The sequence below is a fragment of the Xanthobacter wiegelii genome, from assembly GCF_043193855.2.
GTDB lineage: Bacteria > Pseudomonadota > Alphaproteobacteria > Rhizobiales > Xanthobacteraceae > Xanthobacter > Xanthobacter flavus_A.
Window position 1 is genome coordinate 501,131 of the sequence record NZ_CM195529.1, and the last position, 20,791, is coordinate 521,921.

Consider the following 20,791-nt stretch of genomic DNA (forward strand, 5'->3'; position numbering starts at 1 on the left):
AGCGGATCTGTCGCGTCTCGCGCCGTCCTTTCGACCATGCTAAACGATTTAGCGGCAACGGCAACGACAGCCGCGACGATACGAACCGGGAGGACGCCATGGCAGGGACGCGGGTTGGATTCATCGGGGTCGGCCTCATGGGCCACGGCATGGCGAAGAACATCCTCGCCAAGGGCTTTCCGCTCGCCGTCATGGGTCACCGCAACCGGGCGCCAGTGGACGATCTGGTCTCCCGTGGCGCCACCGAGGTGAAGACCCCGGCCGAGATGGCGGCCCAGTGCAACGTGATCGTGCTCTGCGTCACCGGCGCGCCGCAGGTGAATGAGGTACTCAACGGCGAGAACGGCATCCTGAAGGGTGCAAAGGCCGGCCTCCACATCATCGACACCTCCACCTCCGAGCCGACGCTGACCATGGCGCTGGCGGCCGAGCTGGCCAAGGATGGCATCTTCCTATGCGACGCGCCGCTGGGCGGCACGCCCATCCAGGCGGAGGAAGGCGCCCTTTCCGCCATGGTGGGGGCGGAAGACGCGGCGTTCGCGGTGATCGAGCCGGTGGTTGCGGCCTTCGCCAGCCGCATCGTCCGGGTGGGCGCGCCGGGCGCGGGCCACACCATGAAGCTGCTCAACAACTTCCTGTCGCTGGGCTACGGCGCCATCTATGCCGAGGCGCTGGCCATCGCCGGCAAGGTCGGCGTCACAGCGGAGGTCTTCGACAGCGTCATCCGCGGCTCGCGCATGGATTGCGGCTTCTACCAGACCTTCATGGGCTACGTGCTGGAGGGCAACGTGAACGCCCACCGCTTCACCATCACCAACGCCCACAAGGACATGCGCTACGTCACCAACCTCGCCACCAACACCGGCGCCTCCGCCTTCATCAGCGCCACGGTGAAGAACCTCTATGCGGCGGCCGAGGGCCTCGGCAACGGCGGGAAGAACGTGCCGCAGATCACCGATGTGCTGGCCCAGATGAACGGCCTGCCGACGGTGCTGGAGCGCAAGCAGGGGGCGGGGTGAGGAGCCGACCTGCCTTGACTCACGTCAACGCGCCAGCGCGCCATCGACCACATATTAACAACATTGCGCCTGCAATCTGAGGTGGCAGCAGGGGAAGTGCCGCATGCCCAGATGGGGTCGCGGCACAGGACCGCCATTTTCCGGGTGCAGGTTCGCAGTGCTGGCGCGTTCGATGCCGGCGAGTGATCGAGCTTCGACTTCCTGCGCGGCGGTTCCGGCGCGCGAAAGCCGATGAGACGAAGGCGCCGAGAGGCGCATCCGATGGACGCGCGAGCCTCCGTCCGTCCATTGTCCGCTTTAGGAGACGATCATGGCCGAGACCAAGATTCCCGTGAAAATCGAGCCGAAATCCACACCCGTGGCCGCTGCTGCGCCGGCCACGCCGTTCGATCACCTGCGGCGCGAGATCGAACAGGTGTTCGACAACTTCCGCATTGGCACGCTGGGCTTTCCCTTCGCGCGCCGCGTCATGGATTTCGACTTCCCGCGCCTCGGTGCGCTGACGCTCGCGCCGGCCGTCGACGTGGCCGAGCGGGAGGGGGCCTACGAGATCAGCGCCGAACTCCCCGGCCTCGACGAAAAGGATGTGGAGGTGAAGCTCGCCAACGGGCTCCTCACCATCCGCGGCGAGAAAAAGGAAGAGCGGGAGGAAAAGGAGAAGGACTATTACCTGTCCGAACGGCGCTATGGTGCCTTCACCCGCTCCTTCCAGGTGCCTGAAGGCGTGGACGCCGACAAGGTGGAGGCCCGCTTTGCAAAGGGTGTCCTCACCGTAACGCTGCCCAAGACGGCAGAGGCCCAGAAACAGGAGAAGAAGATCGAGGTGAAGGCCGCGTAGGCGCGCGCCGGGTTGCGCGATGCGCGACGTCCCGCAGACACCGCGGAACCCGCCGCGCCCCCTTCACCCGACCTTAACCCCTTGCCGCCATCCTGCGTCTCGTAAGTAAGCGTTGCGTAGGGTTGCGTCATGCGTAGTGTGGCCAAGGGGGCGGCCGGGCGGACGGCGCGTCTATGTCGTCCGGAGTATCCCGCAATCGCCCCCTTGGCGGCCCCACCGGCCGCCCCTCGGGGAGCGGTTCCTGCGGGAGCGGTTTCGGACCGTGCTCTCCCCCTCAATGAAATTCTCATCGGCGATACCATCGCGCAGATGGCGGCTTTGCCCGCCGGCTCGGTGGATCTTGTCTTCGCCGATCCGCCCTACAACCTCCAGCTCGGCGGCGAGCTGAAGCGGCCGGACGAAAGCCGCGTGGACGCGGTGGACGACCACTGGGACCAGTTCGAGAGCTTCGCCGCCTATGATGCCTTCACCCGCGCCTGGCTCTTGGCCGCGCGGCGGGCGCTGAAGCCCAACGGCACGATGTTCGTCATCGGCTCCTATCACAACATCTTCCGCGTCGGCGCGCTGATGCAGGATCTGGGCTTCTGGATCCTCAACGACATCGTGTGGCGCAAGGCGAACCCCATGCCCAACTTCCGGGGCCGGCGCTTCACCAATGCGCACGAGACCCTGATCTGGGCCGCCCGCAGCGCCGATTCGAAATACACCTTCAATTACGAGGCGCTCAAAGCCGGCAACGAGGATGTGCAGGTGCGCTCCGACTGGCTCTTCCCGCTCTGCACCGGGCAGGAGCGGCTGAAGGACGAGAAGGGCCGCAAGCTCCATCCCACCCAGAAGCCCGAGGCGCTGCTCGCCCGCGTGCTGCTCTCCTCCACGAAGCCCGGCGACGTGGTGCTCGATCCCTTCTTCGGCTCCGGCACGACGGGCGCGGTGGCGAAGCGGCTGCGCCGCTCCTTCATCGGCATCGAGCGCGAGGAGACCTATGCGGAGGCTGCGCGGGCCCGCATCGCCGCCGTGGAGCCGCTGCCGGAAGAGGCGCTGGTCGCCCCGCCGAGTGCGCGCGAAGCGCCGCGCGTCGCCTTCTCGGCGCTGGTGGAACGCGGCTTCGTCACGCCCGGCGCCGAACTCACCGACGCCAAGGGCCGGTTCCGCGCCGTGGTGCGGGCGGACGGCACCATTTCCCTCGCCGACAGCCCGAACGTGGGCTCCATCCACCGCGTGGGCGCCCTCGCCCAGGGGGCGGAGGCCTGCAACGGCTGGACCTTCTGGCACGTGGAAGAGGAAGGCCGCCGCCACCCCATCGACATCCTGCGCGCCCGCCTCAGGGCCGAGATGGGCATCGCGGCGGAGTAAGCATTTTACCGTCGGTCTCGGTCTTCGACCGATACCGAGCGGGTTACGCTCAACCGCCGCGCGGGCTTTGGTTTATTCGATGCCCCCATGCGCGAGCACCTTGCGCATGAGCGAGGGCAGCGCCTCCGCATCGAACCGGTCCGGCGTCACCCAGCGGTGACCCTCCGGCGCGGGCGCCGTGGCGTGCAGATCGGCGCGCAGCACCTTCAGCGTCAGCGCGAAATGGGTGAAGACGTGCTCCACCGCGCCGGGCAACGCCCGCCAGCGCGCCTTGAGCGGCGCATGGGCCTCCGGTGCCTCCGGCTTCGGCCCCCACGGGGTGGAGGGCACCTCCGTCATCTTCGCCAGAAGCCCCTTGTCCGGCCGGGTGCGCAGCAGCACCGCGCCATCCGCCCGCACGGCGAGGAAGGCGGCGCCCTCCCGCTTCGGCTTCTCGCCCTTGGGCGCCTTCACCGGATAGAGCGCCGCATCCCCCGCCGCCCGCGCCGCGCACGGCTCCATCCACGGGCAGAGCGAGCACGCGGGCGAGCGCGGGGTGCAGATGGTGGCGCCAAGGTCCATCATCGCCTGCGCGAAATCGCCCAGCCGCTGCGCGGGGGTCAGGGCAGCGGCCAGCGCCTTGATGCGGGGCTTGGCGCCGGGCAGAGGCTCGGCCACCCGATAAAGCCTTGAGACGACGCGCTCGATATTGCCGTCCACCGGGCTCGCCTTGAGGTCGAAGGCGATGGAAGCGATGGCCGCCGCCGTATAGGGGCCGATGCCGGGCAGGGCGAGGAGGGCCGCCTCGTCGTCCGGAAAGCGCCCGCCATGGCGCGCCACCACCGCCTGCGCGCAGGCGTGGAGATTGCGGGCGCGGGCGTAATAGCCGAGCCCCGCCCAGGCGGAGAGCACCTCCTCCAGCGGCGCGGCGGCGAGGTGCGAGACCGTTGGCCAGCGGGCGAGGAAGCCGGTGAAATACGGCCCGACCGCCTTCACCGTGGTCTGCTGCAGCATGATCTCGGAGAGGAAGACGTGATAGGGGTCCGCCTGCCGGCCCGGCTCGGCGCGCCAGGGCAGGCGGCGGCGGTGGCGATCATACCAGGCGAGGAGCGCGGCGGGGGCAGGCGTGCCGGGTTTGGCGCCGGGTTTTCCGGCACCGCTTGCGGCCGAGCGAGCGGCGGGGGAGGATGTCATGCGGCCAAGGTGGCCGCGCCCGCGTGCCGGGGCAAGAGCCTCGCCCACCCATCTGTTCGCCATTTCTCATCGCAACCGGAGACGCCTTGAACACCAATTTCACCCGTCGCCACCGTGGCCCGCGCCCCCTCGCCGATTTCGTCGCGCCGGGGATCAGCGACCTGTGCGGCCGCGCCGGCTTCTCGGTGGTGGAGGTGGTGACCCATTGGGACGAGATCGTCGGCCCGGACCTCGCGCCCCGCTGCATCCCCCTCAAGCTGCAATGGCCGCGGGAGGAGGGGGCTGCGGCCACCCTCGTGGTGCGGGTGGAAGGCGCCTATGCCATCGAGCTGCAATATGCCGCCGGCATCGTGGTGGAGCGAATCAACGCCTATTTCGGCTGGCGCTGCGTCGGCCGCCTGATGCTTCGCCAGGGCCCGGTGCCCCAGCGCCACGCGCCGCCGCCGGTGCCGCCGAAGCCGGACAAGGCGACCGTCGCCGCCGTTCGACACGAGATCGGCGCGTTCGAGGACGAGGCGCTGGCGGATTCCCTCGCCAGGCTCGGCGCGCTGGTGCGGCGCGAGCGCGGCGGCGGATAGGGGACGTTCACCCGTCCGTTATCTCCGGCGCGCGGCACGGGTCTTTCCCGCCATAAGGGCGACATGATAGAGCGCGAAGGCTTTCACGCAGGTTCGGCGGTGCGGTGCCGGACTGCTTCCGTTTCCCGTTCTGATGACCCTACGGAACCGGCGATGCGGCCAAGACCGGCGAACGCCGGTCGCCAGCCGCCGGACCACTCGGAGATGTCCATGATTGTCGATCGCCGCCGTTTCCTGGTCGGAGCAGGCCTCGCCGCGATGGCGGCCGGGCTCGGCCTGCCGTTCTCCTTCGAACCGGCCGCGGCCCAGACCGTGGAGCAGGCCAAGCTGATCGCCCCCGAGGCGAGCCCGCTGCCGGAGAAGGCGCTGGGCAGCGCCACGGCGCCGGTCACCATCATCGAATATGCCTCGATGACGTGCAGCCACTGCGCCGCCTTCCACACCGGCACCTTCCCCGAGCTGAAGAAGAAGTACATCGACACCGGCAAGGTGCGCTTCATCTTCCGCGAGTTCCCGTTCGAGCCGGTGGCTACCGCGGCCTTCATGCTCGCCCGCTGCGTGCCCGAGGACAAATATTTCCCCATGGTCTCGACCCTGTTCGAGACGCAGAAGACCTGGGCCTACAGCACCGACCCCGCCGCCGGCCTCCTCGCCGTCGCCAAGCAGGCCGGCATGAGCCAGGCCGATTTCGAGAAGTGCCTCACCGACCAGCAGCTCGGCGAGAAGGTGCAGGAAAGCGCCCTCTACGCCAACAAGGAGCTGGGCGTGAACGCGACCCCCACCTTCTTCGTCAACGGCAAGAAGCTCTCCGGCGCCCTCGGCATGGCCGAATGGGACAAGGAGCTGGCCCCGCTGCTCGCCGGCAAGTGAGTTTCGATGTTCCGACGCTGAAAGGCCGGCGCACTGCGCCGGCCTTTTTGTTTGGTTTGCCTTCGCTCAAGCGCCGCGCGGGTTTTCTCGTTGCCTTCGCTCCGGCGCCGCGCGGGTTTTTTCGTTGCCTTCGCTCAGGCGCCGCGCGGGCTTTCTCGTTGCTCCCGCTCAGTCGCCGCGCGGGCTTTGACGTTGCTCCCGCTCAGGCGCCACGCGGGCTTTCAGGCCGCCCGGAGCTTCTTCTCCACATAGCGGCTTTCCTGCGTGCGCCCGCCATAGCCATAGGCATCCGCCTTCACTTCGCGCACGAGGATGTAGCTCTCCTCATCCAGCTCCGGCAGCAGGCCGGACATGGCGGCGAAGACGGCTTCGAGATAGGCCGCCTTCTCGTCCTTGGTGTTGGTGCCGTCCACCACCAGGATGTCGAGCGAGAAGGACGAGCGCCCCTTGGCGTTGAGCGCCTGCCCGCCCACGAACCAGTGCTCCGCCGGCACGAAGGAGACGGCCACCGCCGTCAGCTTCGGGTCCTTGCGCAGGATGCGGGCGGTGAGATCGGACAAGGTGGCGGCGACCTTGGCCGCGAGGGCGTCGTCCGGGGCGCCGGAGAGCTTGACGTTCAGGATGGGCATTTTGACCTCCATCGGCGCGATGCATCGGCATCGGCCGCGATGGCTTCTTGTACGCCGCCCCAACTCATGAGAAAAATTGAATTCTAAAATCCCAGAGATTTGCTAACCTCATACCATGATCCGCAATCTCGACCTCGACCTCATCCGCAGCTTCGCCGCCGTGGTGGACCTCGGCTCCATCTCGGCAGCGGCGCGCAAGGTGGGGCGGAGCCAGTCGGCGGTGAGCCTGCAGATGGATCGCCTCGCCGAATCGGTGGGCTTCGCGCTGCTGGAGCGGCGCGGGCGGGCGGTGTCGCCGACCCCGCGCGGCGCCGCCTTCCTGGAGGATGCGCGCCGCCTGCTCGACCTCAACGACCGGGTGCTGACCCAGCACGTCCACGGCGCCTTCGCCCAGCCGCTCCGGCTCGGCTTTCTTCAGGACGTGGGCGAGCAGGTGCTCCAGCGCATCCTCTCCCGCCTCTCGGCGAGCTTCCCGCAGGCGCCGATCACCGTGCGCATCTGCACCACCTCCACCATGCTCGACATGCTGCGCGCAGAGGAGCTGGACGTGGCCGTGGGCTTCCGCAGCGAAAGCGAGCTGCCCGCCTCCCTCCTGCTGCGCGAGCCCATGGTGTGGATCGCCGCGCGCCAGCTGCGCCTCGACCGGGAGGCGCCGGTGCCCCTCGTGCTGTTCGAGCACCCGTGCTCCTGCCGCACGGCGGCCATCGCCGCGCTGAACGCCGCCGGGCGGCCCTTCCGCATCGCCTTCACCAGCCCCAGCCTGCCGGGCCTGATGGCGGCAGTGGGGGCGGGCATGGGCGTCACGGTGCGCTCGCCGCGCGCACTGAGGCCCGACCTCGCCATCGTCGCCGACCTCGACCGCGCGGCGCTGCCGGACATGGAATTCCTGCTCTACACCCGCCCCGGCACCCGCCCGCCGGCCCTCCAGAAGGTGGAGGAGGTGTTGCAGGAGGAGTTGCGGCGCGAGCATCCGCTCTACGCCGTGGCGTGAGGCGCCCCGGCTTGCCGGGGCATGCCCGGCAAGCCTCGAACATCTTCGGCAAGCCTCAGTGCTGGTGGCCGCCGGCGGCCGGCGCCGGATCGCCCGCCTTGGCGCCGAGGCCGCGCACCTGATAGCTCACATCCACCTTTCCGGCCGTCTCGAAGGTGAGGGTGCCCGTCACCACCTCGCCCTCCTTCAGCGGCGCGCCGAGGTTCATGAACATGAGGTGATAGCCGCCGGGGGCGAGGTCCACGGTCTTGCCGGGCGGGATTTCGAGGCCGCTCGCCAGCTGGCGCATGGTCATGACGCCGCCGTTCATGGCCATCTCGTGGACCTGCACCTCGCCGGCGCGGGCGAAGGTGCCGCCGGTGAGGCGTTCCGGCGCGGTGCCGGTGTTGGTGATGCGCAGGAAGCCGCCGGCCACCTTGGCGCCGCCGGGCGTCGCCCGGCTCCACGGCGCCTCGATCACCAGCGCCCCGGCCTTCACCTGCGCGGCGGAGGTCGCCGCATTGGCCGCGGAGATGCGGAGCACCGGCGCGGGGCTGGCGAGCTTCTCGCCGTCGGCCTTCGCCACTTCCACCCAGCGGTGCTCGCCCTTTTCGCAGGTCTGCACCACGGGGATCGGCACCGGGCGGGCGCCGGCTTCGGGGGCGAGGTAGGCGATGAAGACGAACTCGTCGTAGAAATCATCCGGCAGCGCGCCGCCGCTCCAGGTGATGGCGCGCACGCCGTCCTTCACCTCCTTGCCATGGAAGGCATAGGCGCGGTCATAGGGGCCGGCCTGCGTCTTCACCGTCCAGCCGGCCTTGGGCATGGGCTTGGCGGCGACGAGGCCATCGGGGATGGTCACCGTGAGCGCGGTGGTGGGTGAACCCTGGCAGCCGTGGCCGACCTTGAGCACGGCCTTGTAATAGCTGCCCACCGGGGCCTCGGCCTTTTCCAGCGTGACATGGGCGGCGGCGGGCGTCGCAAGAAGAGCGACCGGCAGGACGGCCGCGGCGAGCGCCGGGCCGAGACGGGAAAAACGGGTCATGGAGTGTCCTTGGGATCGGGCACGCGCGCGCGTCTGGCGCGGCGGGCGGTGCAGCAACGGGCGGCGTTCGGCTGTCGCTCAGACCCGGGCGGGCGGCCCGGTGGCGTGGAACCCAAGGGAGACGCTGCCGCCGCGCCCCAGCCCGTCGCGCACGGCGAAGACGGCTGCGCTGATCCGCAAAAGCGGCTTCGTCAGGCTCCCGGCCGCTCCATCGAGGCTTGGCATCGGTGCCGAGGCGGCACAGCCGAGCACGCAGCACAGCGCATCCGGGGCATGGGATCCGTCCGGACCGTCGGGCGTCCCGCCGGCACACAGGAGCCCCACGTCGGTCGCCAACGCCCGGCCGGCATGCTCCGCCGTCGCCGCTCCGCCGAGCACCAGCTGGGCGACGAGCAGATAGGCGAGCGCCAGAGGCAGGAGGGCGCGGCGCCAGATCGGAAGCCGTGACGGAGGCCGGAGCATGGGTATCGGCTTAAGACCACATCCGCCGGCCGGCAAGCCGCGCGGGGGTGGATGGTGTCGCACCCACGCCATCCCGCCGCCAGGCTGGAGGCTGGACAGGGACCAGGCTGGACACGGACCTGCGGACCCGGCACCCTTTTCTGATCGTTCGGTCCGGGACTGCCCCATTTCGAGCCCGGCGGAGATTGCCGCGATGACCAGCACACAGCCGACCATGAAGGCCGCACCCGCCTTCCCGTTCGACAATTCCTATGCCCGCGACCTCGCCGGCTTCTATGCGCCCGTCCTGCCCACCCCGGTGGAGGCGCCGGCGCTGGTGAAGGTGAACACCGCGCTGGCCGAGTTGCTGGGCCTCGACCCCGCCGATCTCGCGACGCCTGAAGGCGTGGCGGTGTTCGCCGGCCTCGCCGTGCCGGAGGGCGCGGAGCCCATCGCGCTCGCCTATGCCGGGCATCAGTTCGGCCATTTCTCGCCCCAGCTGGGCGATGGCCGCGCCATCCTGCTCGGCGAGGTGGTGGGGCGCGACGGGCTGCGCCGCGACATCCAGCTGAAGGGCTCCGGCCCCACCCCCTTCTCGCGCCGGGGCGACGGGCGGGCCGCGCTCGGGCCGGTGCTGCGCGAATACATCGTCAGCGAGGCCATGGCGGCGCTCGGTATCCCTACCACGCGGGCGCTCGCGGCTGTCACCACGGGCGAGCCGGTGCTGCGCGACCGGGCGCTGCCCGGCGGGGTGCTGGCGCGGGTGGCGGCGAGCCACATCCGCATCGGCACCTTCCAGTTCTTCGCCGCGCGCAAGAGCTTCGACGCGGTGAAGCAGCTCGCCGACTACACCATCGCCCGCCACTATCCCGACCTTGTGGGGGTGGAGAACCCCTATCTCGCCCTGCTCGACGGCGTGATCGGCCGGCAGGCGGCGCTGGTGGCGCGGTGGCTGTGCGTCGGCTTCATCCACGGGGTGATGAACACGGACAACATGTCGGTCTCGGGCGAGACCATCGATTACGGCCCCTGCGCCTTCATGGACGCCTATGACCCCAACACGGTCTTCTCCTCCATCGACGAGATGGGCCGCTATGCCTATGGCAACCAGCCGGACATCGCCCACTGGAACCTCGCCCGCCTCGCCGAATGCCTGATCCCGATCATGGGCGAGGACCGGGAGGCCGCGATCGCCGCCGCCAATGCAGCGCTGGGCACCTTCCCCGCGCGCTTCTATGCGGCCTATCACGCCGGCCTCTGCGCCAAGATCGGCCTGCCGGAGGCGGGCGAAGAGGATGTGGCCCTTGCCCATGACCTCCTCAACGTGATGATCGGCTCCAAGGCTGACTTCACCCTCACCTTCCGCCGCCTCGGCGCGCTGGCGGAGGATGCGGACGCGGGCGGGCCAGTGCGCGACCTGTTCCTCGACCGGGTGGCCTTCGACACCTGGGCGGAGCGCTGGCGCGCGCGCCTCGCCGAAACCGGCCGATCCGGCGCCGACATCCGCGCCGGGATGGATGCGGTGAACCCGCTTTTCATCCCCCGCAACCATCTGGTGGAAGAGGTCATCGCCGCCGCCATCGAACGCGGCGACCTCGGTCCCTTCGAGCGGCTGAACACGGTGCTGGCGCGGCCCTATGCGGAGCAGCCCGACTTCGCCGCCTATGCGGAGCTGCCGCCGTCCATGGAGGGGTACCGCACGTTCTGCGGGACGTGAGGGGCCTCTCTCCGCGTTGAACGGCTAAGCCCCCTCTCCCGCAAGGGGAGAGGGGAGCATGGCCCGATGCGGCAGACTTTGCCGCTGGACCCCGGCTCGGCGCTCCGCCTGCGCCGTCACCTGTCCGGGGCACAGAACCCACATGGCCGTCGTCCTCCGACTTGATCGGAGGACCCAAGGCGCCGTTTGCCCCCCCCTTGGGCCGCCCGCTCCGGCGGAGGGATGGACCCTCCGATCAAGTCGGAGGGCGACGCCGGAAAAGAAGGGCGACGCAGAGACAAATGCGCGGCCCAAAAGAAAAGGGCGCAGCCGAAGCCGCGCCCTTTCCCAATTCCCGGATGGGAGGATGGATCAGAAGTCCATGCCACCCATGCCACCCATGCCGCCGCCGGGCATGGAGGGCATGCCGCTATCGCGCTTGGGCAGCTCGGCGACGAGCGCCTCGGTGGTGACGATCAGGGCCGCGATGGAGGCGGCGTCCTGGAGGGCGGTGCGCACGACCTTGGCCGGATCGACGATGCCGGAGGCGATCATGTCCACATACTCTTCCGTCTGGGCGTTGAAGCCGAAGGACGGATCGTTGGACTCCTGCACCTTGCCCACCACGATGGAGCCTTCCACGCCGGAATTCTCGGCGATCTGGCGGATGGGGGCCTCGAGGGCGCGCAGGACGATCTTGATGCCAGCCTTGATGTCGGCGTTGTCGGAGGTGACCTTCTCCACCGCCGCCTTGGCGCGGAGCAGGGCGACACCGCCGCCGGGGACGATGCCCTCTTCCACCGCGGCGCGGGTGGCGTTGAGCGCGTCGTCAACGCGGTCCTTCTTCTCCTTCACCTCGACCTCGGTCGAGCCGCCGACGCGGATCACCGCGACGCCGCCCGCGAGCTTGGCCAGACGCTCCTGGAGCTTCTCGCGGTCGTAGTCCGAGGTGGTCTCCTCGATCTGCGCCTTGATCTGGTTCACGCGGGCCTCGATGTCGGCCTTCTCGCCGACGCCGTCCACGATGGTGGTCTTTTCCTTCTCGAGGATGACCTTCTTGGCGCGGCCGAGCTGGGCGATGGTGACGTTCTCGAGCTTGATGCCGAGGTCCTCGGAGATCACGGTGCCGCCGGTGAGGATGGCGATATCCTCAAGCATCGCCTTGCGGCGATCGCCGAAGCCGGGAGCCTTCACGGCCGCGACCTTCAGGCCGCCGCGCAGCTTGTTGACCACGAGGGTGGCCAGCGCCTCGCCTTCCACGTCCTCGGCGATGATGACGAGGGGACGGCCGGTCTGCACCACGGCCTCGAGGACCGGCAGGATCGGCTGGAGGCCGGAGAGCTTCTTGTCGAAGATCAGCAGGAAGGGCTCTTCCAGGTCGGCGATCATCTTCTCCGCGTTCGTGATGAAGTAGGGAGAGAGATAGCCACGGTCGAACTGCATGCCTTCGACCACTTCGAGCTCGGTCTCGGCGGTCTTGGCTTCCTCGACGGTGATGACGCCTTCGTTGCCCACGCGCTGCATGGCGCCGGCGATCATCTCGCCGATGGAGGCATCGCCGTTGGCGGAGATGGTGCCGACCTGCGCGACTTCCGCGGAGGAAGAGACCTTCTTGGCGCGGCCCTTGATGTCGGCGATGGCGGCGGCGACGGCGAGGTCGATGCCGCGCTTCAGGTCCATCGGGTTCATGCCGGCGGCAACCGCCTTGGCGCCTTCCTTCACGATGGCCTGGGCCAGCACGGTCGCGGTGGTGGTGCCGTCGCCGGCGAGATCGTTGGTCTTGGAGGCGACCTCACGCACGAGCTGCGCGCCGAGGTTCTCGAACTTGTCCTCAAGCTCGATCTCCTTCGCCACCGACACACCGTCCTTGGTGATGCGGGGGGCGCCGAAGCTCTTCTCGATGACGACGTTGCGGCCCTTGGGGCCGAGGGTCACCTTCACCGCGTTGGCGAGGATGTCGACACCGCGCAGCAGCTTCTCGCGCGCGTCGGAGGAGAACTTTACTTCTTTGGCAGCCATAACGGCCTCCTTGTGATTCTGTTTCGGTGGACCGGCTCAGAAGCGCGGACGACACATCACTTGGCCAAGCTCACTTGGCGATGACGCCGAGGATGTCGCTTTCCTTCATGATGAGCAGGTCCTGGCCGTCGATCTTGACCTCGGTGCCGGACCACTTGCCGAACAGCACGCGGTCGCCGGCCTGAACGTCGAGGGGGACGAGCTTGCCGCTCTCGTCACGGGCGCCGGCGCCCACCGCGATCACCTCGCCCTCCTGGGGCTTTTCCTTGGCGGTGTCGGGGATGATGATGCCGCCGGCGGTCTTCTGCTCGGCTTCGATGCGCTTGACGACCACGCGGTCGTGCAGAGGACGGAAGGACATGGGTCGTTACCTCTTTCGGGGGAGCGCGAGCCTTGGCCCGCCGTTCTGGCACTCCCGGATGAAGAGTGCCAAGCTCGTCGCGGAGATAAGGGCGCGTCCCCCCCGCGTCAAGGCGCGGTGCAGCAATTGGCAGGCTAGCAAAGCGGTAACGAGCCGTGGGATAAGCTCATCGGGAGCTGGGGCTTGACGGCGGATGGTGGCGGATGCGGACGGCATCGACGCCGACGACGCAAGCCTTTATGGTCGGGGCGACTATGGTCAGGCGACTGTCTGGGTGGTCGCATTCTTGTTCCAGGCGGCGGGAGGCCTCGGAAAGCACATGACGAAGATGGTTGCGGAATCCAAGTCTGCTTTATCCAGGCCTGCTTTCGGGCGTTCTGCTTTCGGGCGTTCTGTTTTCGGGCGGCAGCGCGCCGCCCTCGCCGGCGCCGCCCTTACGGTGCTCGCGCTGGGCCTCGCCGGCTGCGAAACCACGCCACCCGCGCCGCCGCCGCCCGCGCGCCCGGTCTATACCAGCCCGATCCCGCCGGACCGCCTCGTCGGCCGCTGGGGCCTCGCCGCCTACCACCGTCCGGACGACGCCACCCGCACCGAGGCGCAGGCCAAGTCCTCCTGCGGCAACCAGCCCTATGTCATTACCGCCGGCACCAATGGCGGCGTGATGATGTATCTCGCCGATGACAACAAGCTGACCGAACTGGTCTCCAAGCAGGTGGGCAACGGCCCGGTCTATATCGGCCCGCCCGATGACCCGGCCGGCGGCGAGCGCGACCGTCAGGTGGTGCGCTTCGACAACAACATCCTGGTGCTGCGCTTCGTCGATCCGGAAGTGGCCAAGCGCTACGGCACCATGGTGTACGTGCGCTGCGCGTGAGGGGAGGGCGCCCGCCGCCCCTTTACAGTCTGACGCTCAGCGCCCCAGGGCGCCAAGGTTACGCTCTGCTCAGCGCCCGAGGGCGCTGAGCACGGCCGACCCCCGGTTGGTGGGGTCGAAGACGTGCAGGCCCAGTTCCTCGGCCAGTTCCCGGAAGGCGGCGATGCCGCGCACGGAATTGCCCCGCGCATCGAGCCGGGGTGAATAGGTGGCGATGCCGAGCTGCCGGTTGACCACCCCGAGGATGCCGCCGCCCACGCCGCTCTTGGCCGGCACGCCCACGTCGAAGGCCCAGTTGCCAGCGAAATTGTACATCCCGCAGGTGAACATCACGGCGAGGGTCGAGCGCACCGCATCCACCGCGAACACCGTCGTGCCGGTGAGCGGATCCGCGCCGATGTTGGCGAGCGTCGCGCCCATGCGGGCGAGGTCGCCGGCCGTCACCAATATGGAGCACTGCCGGAAATAGAGGTCCAGCGTCGCATCCACGTCGGCGGTGAGCGCGCCGACGCTGGCGAGCAGATGCGCGATGCCGCGATTGCGGTGGGCCGTCTCGGCCTCGGAGCGGAACACCGCCTCGTCCACCGCGAGCCGCCGCCCCGCCGCCGCCGAGAAGCGATCCAGCACGAAATCCAGCGCCGCGTCGCCGAGCTGCTCCACCAGCAGCCCCGAGACGGTGATGGCCCCGGCATTCACCATGGGGTTGAAGGGTCGGTTGGTTTCGGCGTCGAAGACGATGGCGTTGAAGGCGTCCCCGGAGGGCTCCACGCCGACGCGGGAGAGCACCTTGTCCCGCCCGGCCACCTCAAGGGCGAGACAGAAGGCAAATGCCTTGGAAATCGACTGGATGGTGAACGCCACGCCGGCATCCCCGACCGCGACCACCTCGCCCGTCACCGAGACTGCGGCGATGCCGAAGCGGTCGGGATCCACCAGCGCCAGTTCCGGGATGTAATCGGCGAGCGCGCCGGAGGTGTCGGCGCGGCTGCGCTCAAAAGTATGCCGCACCACCGTCTCCAGCCCGGAGCCGGCCGGCTCGGCGGAAGCCGCATGCGTCGGGCTCAAATCCATCCTCTTCCCCCTTGCGGTCCAGCGGATGCCGACCGCGATCGCGGACCCTGTGTCGCACCGTGCTGGCGACGAGCCAAGCACAAGACGAGCCAAGCAGGAGACGTGCCATGGCGCGCGATCGCGTCCGCGCAGACGGTTGCGCCGTAAGGAGAAACCGGCCTCGAATGGAATTAGTCTATTTCAAATTCTGGAATGCATCAGAACAGTTATCGTTTTGAATAAATCTAATATTTCCCGCCACGCTCCACCGCATATTGCCCGTAAGGTAGGGGGTTAATAAAACCGAGCTTAGTAGTCTTAATTGTGTCGAGCCCCGCGATGCCCGTCTTTACATGTGTTTCCAATGTCCGACATCGCCCGGGGAAGAGTTCGTCTGCTGGCGCAGGCCGGCCTCGTCTGGCGGCACGACGGTTCTCGACGCTTGCGCTGACGGCCGGATCACTGCTGGCGACCTCGGCGCTGGTCATGCCCTTGGCTTCCGGTGCGGCGCGGGCGCAGGAGGCCGAACCCTCCGTCGCGCTGCCCACAGTGAACGTGGAGGGCGTGGCCGAGACCGCCTGGGGTCCGGTGGACGGCTATGTGGCGACCCGCTCCGCCGCCGGCACCAAGACCGATACGCCGCTGATCGAGACGCCGCGCTCCATCTCCGTCGTCACCCGGCAGGAGATGGACGACCGCGCGGTGCAGAACGTGATCGACGCGGTCTCCTACACGGCGGGCGTCGTCACCGGCGCCTATGGCTATGACCCGCGCTTCGACGACATCTATCTGCGCGGCTTCTCGGTGACCTCCCGCGGCGACTTCCTCAACGGCCTGTCCCAGGGCTCCGGCAATTTCGCCTACTGGCGCACCGAGACCTACGGGCTGGAGCGCATCGACGTCATCAAGGGCCCGGCGAGCGTGCTCTACGGGCAGACGGTGCCGGGCGGCCTCATCAACCGCATCTCCAAGATGCCGGTCGAGACGCCCTTCGCCGAGGTGGAGGGGCAGATCGGCGCGCCGGGCTGGTATCAGGCCGGCTTCGACGTGGGCGGAAAGGCGACGCAGGACGGCAACGTCCTCTACCGCCTCACCGGCGTCGCGCGCGCCGCGGACGGGCCCATCGACTACACCACCAACAACGAGCTGTTCCTGGCGCCGGCTATCACCTTCAAGGACGACAGCACCCGCCTCACGGTGCTGGCCAACATCCTCGATATCCGGCTGCCATCAAGCATCTATTACTACCAGACGCCGACGCTGCTCACGAAGATTCCCATCGGCACCACCTACAACGCCCTGAAGCAGACGCAGGAGCAGGTCGGGTACATCCTCGACCACGACTTCAACGATGTCTTCAGCGCGCACCAGAACGTGCGCTACGGCCATATCGAGAACCACAGCTTCTGGGCGTTCCCCACCGGCGTGCAGAACGGGCCGCTGGTGGAGATTTCCGCCAGCAACTACCGCGAGATTCTCGACACCTTCCAGGCCGACAATCAGGTGACGGCGAAGTTCGCCACCGGCGGGTTCAACCACAAGGTCATCGGCGGGGTCGACTTCCTCCTCGCCGAATCCACCTATTGGTACGACACCGGCTACAACACGGTGCCGATCAACCTGCTCAACGCCAACGTGCCGAACCTCGTGGTCATGCCGCCCAACACGATCGCGTCGGGCGGCGCGCTGTCGCAGGTGGGGCTCTATGCGCAGGATCAGGTGTCGTTCGGCAACGGATGGCACTTCACCCTGGGTGGCCGGCAGGACTTCGCCACCACCGACCAGAGCTATGCCGGCCTCACCACCGCCTCGCGCGATGACAGCGCCTTCACCTGGCAGGCCGGCCTGCTTTACGAATTCGCCAACGGCGTCTCGCCTTATGTGAGCTACGCCACGTCCTTCCTGCCCTCTCTCAACGTGGACGCCAACGGCCAGCTGCTGCAGCCTTCCACCGGCGAGCAGTATGAGGTGGGCATCAAGTTCCAGCCCAAGGGCGGCCGCAGCTTCTTCACCCTCGCCGCCTACCAGATCACCCAGAACAATTATGCGGTGCCCGACCCGAACACCTTCGTCTACAGCGCGGTGGGCGACGTGCGGGTGCGCGGCTTCGAGGCGGAGGCGCTGGTGGAGATGGCCGAGGGCCTCGACCTCACCGCAGCCTACACCTTCACCCAAGGCACCATCATCGACAGCGCCAACATCGCGACCATTGGCAAGACGCCCATCAACATGCCGTCCAACGTGGCCTCGCTCTGGCTCAAATACACGTTCCAGGACGGCCCGTGGAAGGGCTTCGGCCTCGGCGCGGGCATCCGCTACGTGGGTGGGTTCTGGTCCAGCAACGACAACGTCTACCAGAACCCCGCCCAGTTCCCGGTGGATGCGGCGCTCTATTACGCGAAGGACAATTGGAGCCTGCAGCTCAATGGCAAGAACGTCTTCGGCCAGGAGCAGGCGCTCCTGAACGAGGGCTACTGGTACTGGCAGCAGGGGCGGACCGTGATGGCCACGGCCAAGGTCCGCTGGTGAGCCGGCCCGCACGGCCCGCCGCCGCCCGCCGGTTCAGCCTGCGGCCGGCGCTGGTGTGGGCGCACCGCATCCTCGGCCTGTCCACCGCGCTGTTCCTGGTGATCGCCGGTCTGACCGGCAGCGTGCTCGCCTTCCACCACGAGCTGGACGAATGGCTGAACCCCTCGGCCTACCGCGCCACCGCGGCGGGCACGCCGCTCGGGCCTGAGGCTTTGGCGCGGGCCATCGAGGCCGGCCATCCCGACCGCCGCGTCTGGTACATGACGCTGGAAACCGAGCCCGGCCATGCCGCCAACGCCGCTGCGCTCGGCCGCATCGATCCGGCCACCGGCGAGGCGGTGCCCATCCCCGCCGACGTCTTTCAGGTGGACCCGGTGAGTGGCGAGGTGCTGGCCGCCCGTCTGTGGGGGGCGTGCTGCTTCTCCTCGCTCAACATCATCCCCTTCCTCTACGAATTCCACCACAACCTCAGCCTGCCCGGCGTCTATGGCATCCTGCTCATGGGCGGGGTGGCGATCCTCTGGCTGGTGGATGGCTTCGTCGGCTTCGCGCTGACCCTGCCGCGCGGTCAGCCGTTCCTCGCCAAATGGCGCGCGGCCTTTGCCATCAAGGGCGGCAGCGCCTTCCGCCTCAATCTCGACTGGCATCGCGCGGCCGGGCTCTGGCTGTTCGTGCTGCTCATCATCCTCGCCATCTCCTCGGTGGCGATGAACCTGCGCCGCGAGGTGGTGGAGCCGGTGGTGAGCCTGTTCTCGCAGCTCACGCCCACGCCCTTCTCCAACCCGCCGCTGGAGAAGCTCGCCGAGCGCACCCTCTCCTTCGACACCATGCTGGAGACGGGACTGAAGGAAGCCCGCGCCCGCGGCTGGCAGGAGCCGGCGAGCGAGATCTTCTTCTCGCCCCATTACGGCGTATTCGGCGTCGCCTTCGGCGACCACGACGACCCCATGGACACGCGCTGGCTCTATTTCGACGGCGAGACGGCGGCCTTCCGGAACGCCATCATCCCCGGCGTCGGCACGGCAGGGGACGTCTTCATCCAGATTCAGTTCCCCATCCATTCGGGGCGCATCCTCGGCCTCACCGGGCGCATCCTCATCGCCGTGATGGGCGTGGTCATCGCCGGCCTCGCCATCACCGGCGTCGCGGTGTGGTGGATGAAGCGCAAGGGGCGCGTGGGGCGCAAGGCCAAGGCGCGGGCGGGGAAGGCGTCCGACGCCCGGACGAAGGCGATGCCGGCGGAGTGAGGTGGGCGGTAAGCCTTGCCCTCACTCGTCCATCTTCAGCGCGGCGATGAAGGCTTCCTGCGGAATCTCCACCTTGCCGAACTGGCGCATCTTCTTCTTGCCTTCCTTCTGCTTGTCCAGAAGCTTGCGCTTGCGCGAGATGTCGCCGCCGTAGCACTTGGCGGTCACGTCCTTGCGCAGGGCCTTGATGGTCTCGCGGGCGATGATCTTGGCGCCGATGGCGGCCTGGATCGGGATGTTGAAGAGATGCTGGGGGATCAGGTCCTTCAGCTTCTCGCACATCACCCGGCCGCGCGCGTCGGCGCGGGCGCGGTGCACCAGCATGGAGAGGGCGTCCACCGGCTCGGAATTGACGAGGATGGACATCTTCACGAGGTCGCCGGGCCGGTATTCGGTGATCTGGTAGTCGAACGAGGCATAGCCCTTGGAGATGGACTTCAGCCGGTCGTAGAAATCGAACACCACCTCGTTCAGCGGCAGGTCATAGGTGACCATGGCGCGCGCGCCCACATAGGTCAGCTCGATCTGCGTGCCGCGCCGGTCCTGGCAGAGCTTGAGCACGGAGCCGAGATAATCGTCCGGGGTGAGGATGGTGGCGCGGATCCACGGCTCGCGGATTTCCTCGATCTTCACCACATCCGGCATGTCGGCGGGATTGTGCAGGTCGATCACCGAGCCGTCCGTCATCTGGATCTCGTAGATGACCGAGGGGGCGGTGGCGATGAGGTCGAGGTTGAACTCGCGCTCCAGCCGCTCCTGGATGATCTCCAGATGCAGGAGCCCGAGGAAGCCGCAGCGGAAGCCGAAGCCCAGCGCGGCCGAGGTCTCCATCTCGAACGAGAAGCTGGCGTCGTTGAGGCGCAGCTTGCCCATGGCGGCGCGCAGATCCTCGAACTGCGCCGCATCCACCGGGAACAGGCCGCAGAACACCACCGGCTGGGCCGGCTTGAAGCCCGGCAAGGCGGCGTCGGTCTGGCGCTTGTCCTCGGTGATGGTATCGCCGACGCGCGTGTCGGCCACTTCCTTGATGGAGCCGGTGAGGAAGCCGATCTCGCCCGGGCCAAGCTCCGTGAGCGTCACCATCTTGGGGGTGAACACGCCCACCCGGTCCACGTCATAGACGGCGCCGGAGCCCATCATCTTGATGCGCTGGCCCTTCTTGAGCACGCCGTCGACGATGCGCACGAGGACGACCACGCCGAGATAGGTATCGTACCAAGAATCCACCAGCAGCGCCTTGAGCGGCGCCTCGCGGTCGCCCATGGGCGGCGGCAGGCGGGTGACGATGGCTTCCAGCACCTGATCGACATTGAGGCCGGTCTTGGCGGAGATGCCGATGGCGTCGGAGGCGTCGAGGCCGATCACGTCCTCGATCTGCGCCTTCACCTTCTCCGGCTCGGCGGCGGGCAGGTCCACCTTGTTGAGGACGGGCACGATGTCGTGGTTGTTGTCGATGGCCTGGTAGACGTTGGCGAGCGTCTGCGCCTCCACGCCCTGGGAGGCGTCCACCACCAGGAGCGAGCCTTCCACGGCGGCCAGCGAGCGGTTCACCTCATAGGCGAAGTCCACGTGGCCGGGGGTGTCGATGAGGTTGAGGACGTAGGTCTCGCCGTCCTGCGCCTTGTAGGAGAGGCGCACCGTCTGCGCCTTGATGGTGATGCCGCGCTCGCGCTCGATATCCATGCTGTCGAGCACCTGCTCCGTCATCTCGCGCTCGGAGAGCCCGCCGGTCATCTGGATGAGGCGGTCGGCGAGGGTCGACTTCCCGTGGTCGATATGGGCGACGATGGAGAAGTTGCGGATGTGCTTCTGGGCGGTGGCGGTCATCCGGGCCGCATAGCATCGGCGGGGGGCGGCCACAAGGCGAAGGCGCGATTAGGGTCCCGCCGGGACACGCAACGGCCGGCTCGCGCGGGCCGCTGCCCGTCTTTGGTCTCCTGGAGAGCCACACGCCCCGCTCGGCGCCCCCTCTCCCCTCGAAGCCGGCGATTGCCGGCTTCGAACTCCACGAGCCAAACTCGGCAACAGCCGAGTTTGGGCGGGAGAGGGCCGGGGTGAGGGGTATGCCTCTCCGGTTGCCGCACCTTGTGAGGCTCGGA

At 68.2% G+C, this 20,791-nt stretch carries 18 protein-coding genes; 10 read left to right on the forward strand and 8 right to left on the reverse strand.

Features of this window, described 5'->3' with window-relative positions; translation table 11 throughout:
- Positions 1-5: 5 nt before the first annotated feature.
- The 3 genes from V5F63_RS02280 (at position 6) to V5F63_RS02290 (ending at position 3,210) form a co-directional block, all read left to right on the forward strand.
- Positions 6-1,019 (forward strand): NAD(P)-dependent oxidoreductase, encoded by a 1,014-nt coding sequence (locus V5F63_RS02280; protein ID WP_394101598.1) that lies wholly within the window; start codon positions 6-8, stop codon positions 1,017-1,019.
- A gap of 310 nt (positions 1,020-1,329) precedes the next feature.
- Positions 1,330-1,857, forward strand: coding sequence for an Hsp20/alpha crystallin family protein (locus tag V5F63_RS02285; RefSeq protein WP_209487516.1), 528 nt, complete (start codon positions 1,330-1,332; stop codon positions 1,855-1,857).
- 129 nt (positions 1,858-1,986) lie between these two features.
- On the forward strand, positions 1,987-3,210 hold the full coding sequence (locus V5F63_RS02290; protein WP_394101458.1) for a site-specific DNA-methyltransferase: 1,224 nt from the start codon (positions 1,987-1,989) through the stop codon (positions 3,208-3,210).
- Between the two features lie 72 nt (positions 3,211-3,282).
- Here V5F63_RS02290 and mutY read toward each other — a convergent pair whose 3' ends face one another.
- Positions 3,283-4,383: an A/G-specific adenine glycosylase gene (gene mutY / locus V5F63_RS02295; protein WP_394101599.1), complete on the reverse strand. Its 1,101-nt coding sequence runs from the start codon at positions 4,381-4,383 to the stop codon at positions 3,283-3,285.
- An 86-nt stretch (positions 4,384-4,469) separates the two neighbouring features.
- On the opposite strand from mutY, the gene V5F63_RS02300 reads away from it, so the two are divergent.
- The gene (locus tag V5F63_RS02300) at positions 4,470-4,961 is read left to right on the forward strand and encodes a DUF721 domain-containing protein (protein ID WP_245327326.1); all 492 of its coding nucleotides are present in this window, start codon (positions 4,470-4,472) and stop codon (positions 4,959-4,961) included.
- A 210-nt stretch (positions 4,962-5,171) separates the two neighbouring features.
- Positions 5,172-5,831: a DsbA family protein gene (locus V5F63_RS02305; RefSeq protein WP_394031187.1), complete on the forward strand. Its 660-nt coding sequence runs from the start codon at positions 5,172-5,174 to the stop codon at positions 5,829-5,831.
- Between the two features lie 221 nt (positions 5,832-6,052).
- Here the strand turns inward: V5F63_RS02305 and V5F63_RS02310 are convergent, their stop codons facing one another.
- Positions 6,053-6,460, reverse strand: coding sequence for a tautomerase family protein (locus V5F63_RS02310; RefSeq protein WP_394101459.1), 408 nt, complete (start codon positions 6,458-6,460; stop codon positions 6,053-6,055).
- 115 nt (positions 6,461-6,575) lie between these two features.
- Between V5F63_RS02310 and V5F63_RS02315 the strand changes: the two genes are divergently transcribed.
- A complete protein-coding gene (locus V5F63_RS02315) occupies positions 6,576-7,451 on the forward strand; it encodes a LysR substrate-binding domain-containing protein (RefSeq protein ID WP_209487522.1) in 876 nt (291 codons plus the stop codon).
- A gap of 55 nt (positions 7,452-7,506) precedes the next feature.
- Here V5F63_RS02315 and V5F63_RS02320 read toward each other — a convergent pair whose 3' ends face one another.
- Together V5F63_RS02320 and V5F63_RS02325 are read right to left on the reverse strand one after the other, a co-directional pair.
- Entirely contained in the window at positions 7,507-8,475 is a 969-nt protein-coding gene (locus tag V5F63_RS02320; protein WP_394101460.1) for a DUF1775 domain-containing protein, read from the reverse strand.
- Between the two features lie 78 nt (positions 8,476-8,553).
- Entirely contained in the window at positions 8,554-8,937 is a 384-nt protein-coding gene (locus V5F63_RS02325) for a hypothetical protein (RefSeq protein WP_394101461.1), read from the reverse strand.
- 214 nt (positions 8,938-9,151) lie between these two features.
- Here V5F63_RS02325 and V5F63_RS02330 point away from each other — a divergent pair, with 214 nt between their 5' ends.
- Positions 9,152-10,633 carry a protein adenylyltransferase SelO gene (locus V5F63_RS02330; RefSeq protein ID WP_445329492.1) on the forward strand — a complete coding sequence of 494 codons (1,482 nt, stop codon included), beginning with the start codon at positions 9,152-9,154 and terminating at the stop codon, positions 10,631-10,633.
- A 351-nt stretch (positions 10,634-10,984) separates the two neighbouring features.
- Here the strand turns inward: V5F63_RS02330 and groL are convergent, their stop codons facing one another.
- Both groL and groES read right to left on the reverse strand, forming a co-directional pair.
- A complete protein-coding gene (gene groL, locus V5F63_RS02335; RefSeq protein WP_209487525.1) occupies positions 10,985-12,631 on the reverse strand; it encodes a chaperonin GroEL in 1,647 nt (548 codons plus the stop codon).
- A 70-nt stretch (positions 12,632-12,701) separates the two neighbouring features.
- A complete protein-coding gene (gene groES / locus V5F63_RS02340) occupies positions 12,702-12,992 on the reverse strand; it encodes a co-chaperone GroES (protein ID WP_024281106.1) in 291 nt (96 codons plus the stop codon).
- Positions 12,993-13,311: 319 nt separating this feature from the next.
- Between groES and V5F63_RS02345 the strand changes: the two genes are divergently transcribed.
- A complete protein-coding gene (locus V5F63_RS02345) occupies positions 13,312-13,866 on the forward strand; it encodes a hypothetical protein (protein ID WP_245327328.1) in 555 nt (184 codons plus the stop codon).
- A 69-nt stretch (positions 13,867-13,935) separates the two neighbouring features.
- Here the strand turns inward: V5F63_RS02345 and glsA are convergent, their stop codons facing one another.
- On the reverse strand, positions 13,936-14,931 hold the full coding sequence (gene glsA / locus V5F63_RS02350) for a glutaminase A (protein WP_394101463.1): 996 nt from the start codon (positions 14,929-14,931) through the stop codon (positions 13,936-13,938).
- A gap of 471 nt (positions 14,932-15,402) precedes the next feature.
- Here glsA and V5F63_RS02355 point away from each other — a divergent pair, with 471 nt between their 5' ends.
- Both V5F63_RS02355 and V5F63_RS02360 read left to right on the forward strand, forming a co-directional pair.
- Positions 15,403-17,445: a TonB-dependent siderophore receptor gene (locus V5F63_RS02355; protein WP_394101464.1), complete on the forward strand. Its 2,043-nt coding sequence runs from the start codon at positions 15,403-15,405 to the stop codon at positions 17,443-17,445.
- Positions 17,442-18,692 carry a PepSY-associated TM helix domain-containing protein gene (locus V5F63_RS02360; protein WP_394101465.1) on the forward strand — a complete coding sequence of 417 codons (1,251 nt, stop codon included), beginning with the start codon at positions 17,442-17,444 and terminating at the stop codon, positions 18,690-18,692. The genes V5F63_RS02355 and V5F63_RS02360 overlap by 4 nt, the downstream gene beginning before the upstream one ends.
- 21 nt (positions 18,693-18,713) lie before the next feature.
- Here V5F63_RS02360 and lepA read toward each other — a convergent pair whose 3' ends face one another.
- Complete coding sequence (gene lepA, locus V5F63_RS02365) at positions 18,714-20,519, reverse strand: translation elongation factor 4 (protein ID WP_209487529.1); 1,806 nt, start codon at positions 20,517-20,519, stop codon at positions 18,714-18,716.
- Between the last annotated feature and the right edge of the window lie 272 nt (positions 20,520-20,791).

Bases quoted from the DNA above. Each gene is read 5' to 3' on its own strand.
- V5F63_RS02290 (WP_394101458.1), top strand. From the start codon at position 1,987: ATGCGTAGTGTGGCCAAGGGGGCGGCCGGGCGGACGGCGCGTCTATGT.
- lepA (WP_209487529.1), bottom strand. From the start codon at position 20,519: ATGACCGCCACCGCCCAGAAGCACATCCGCAACTTCTCCATCGTCGCC.
- groL (WP_209487525.1), bottom strand. From the start codon at position 12,631: ATGGCTGCCAAAGAAGTAAAGTTCTCCTCCGACGCGCGCGAGAAGCTG.
- V5F63_RS02305 (WP_394031187.1), top strand. From the start codon at position 5,172: ATGATTGTCGATCGCCGCCGTTTCCTGGTCGGAGCAGGCCTCGCCGCG.
- mutY (WP_394101599.1), bottom strand. From the start codon at position 4,383: ATGACATCCTCCCCCGCCGCTCGCTCGGCCGCAAGCGGTGCCGGAAAA.
- V5F63_RS02310 (WP_394101459.1), bottom strand. From the start codon at position 6,460: ATGCCCATCCTGAACGTCAAGCTCTCCGGCGCCCCGGACGACGCCCTC.
- V5F63_RS02285 (WP_209487516.1), top strand. From the start codon at position 1,330: ATGGCCGAGACCAAGATTCCCGTGAAAATCGAGCCGAAATCCACACCC.
- V5F63_RS02345 (WP_245327328.1), top strand. From the start codon at position 13,312: ATGACGAAGATGGTTGCGGAATCCAAGTCTGCTTTATCCAGGCCTGCT.
- V5F63_RS02325 (WP_394101461.1), bottom strand. From the start codon at position 8,937: ATGCTCCGGCCTCCGTCACGGCTTCCGATCTGGCGCCGCGCCCTCCTG.
- V5F63_RS02320 (WP_394101460.1), bottom strand. From the start codon at position 8,475: ATGACCCGTTTTTCCCGTCTCGGCCCGGCGCTCGCCGCGGCCGTCCTG.
- V5F63_RS02330 (WP_445329492.1), top strand. From the start codon at position 9,152: ATGAAGGCCGCACCCGCCTTCCCGTTCGACAATTCCTATGCCCGCGAC.
- V5F63_RS02315 (WP_209487522.1), top strand. From the start codon at position 6,576: ATGATCCGCAATCTCGACCTCGACCTCATCCGCAGCTTCGCCGCCGTG.
- groES (WP_024281106.1), bottom strand. From the start codon at position 12,992: ATGTCCTTCCGTCCTCTGCACGACCGCGTGGTCGTCAAGCGCATCGAA.
- V5F63_RS02355 (WP_394101464.1), top strand. From the start codon at position 15,403: ATGCCCTTGGCTTCCGGTGCGGCGCGGGCGCAGGAGGCCGAACCCTCC.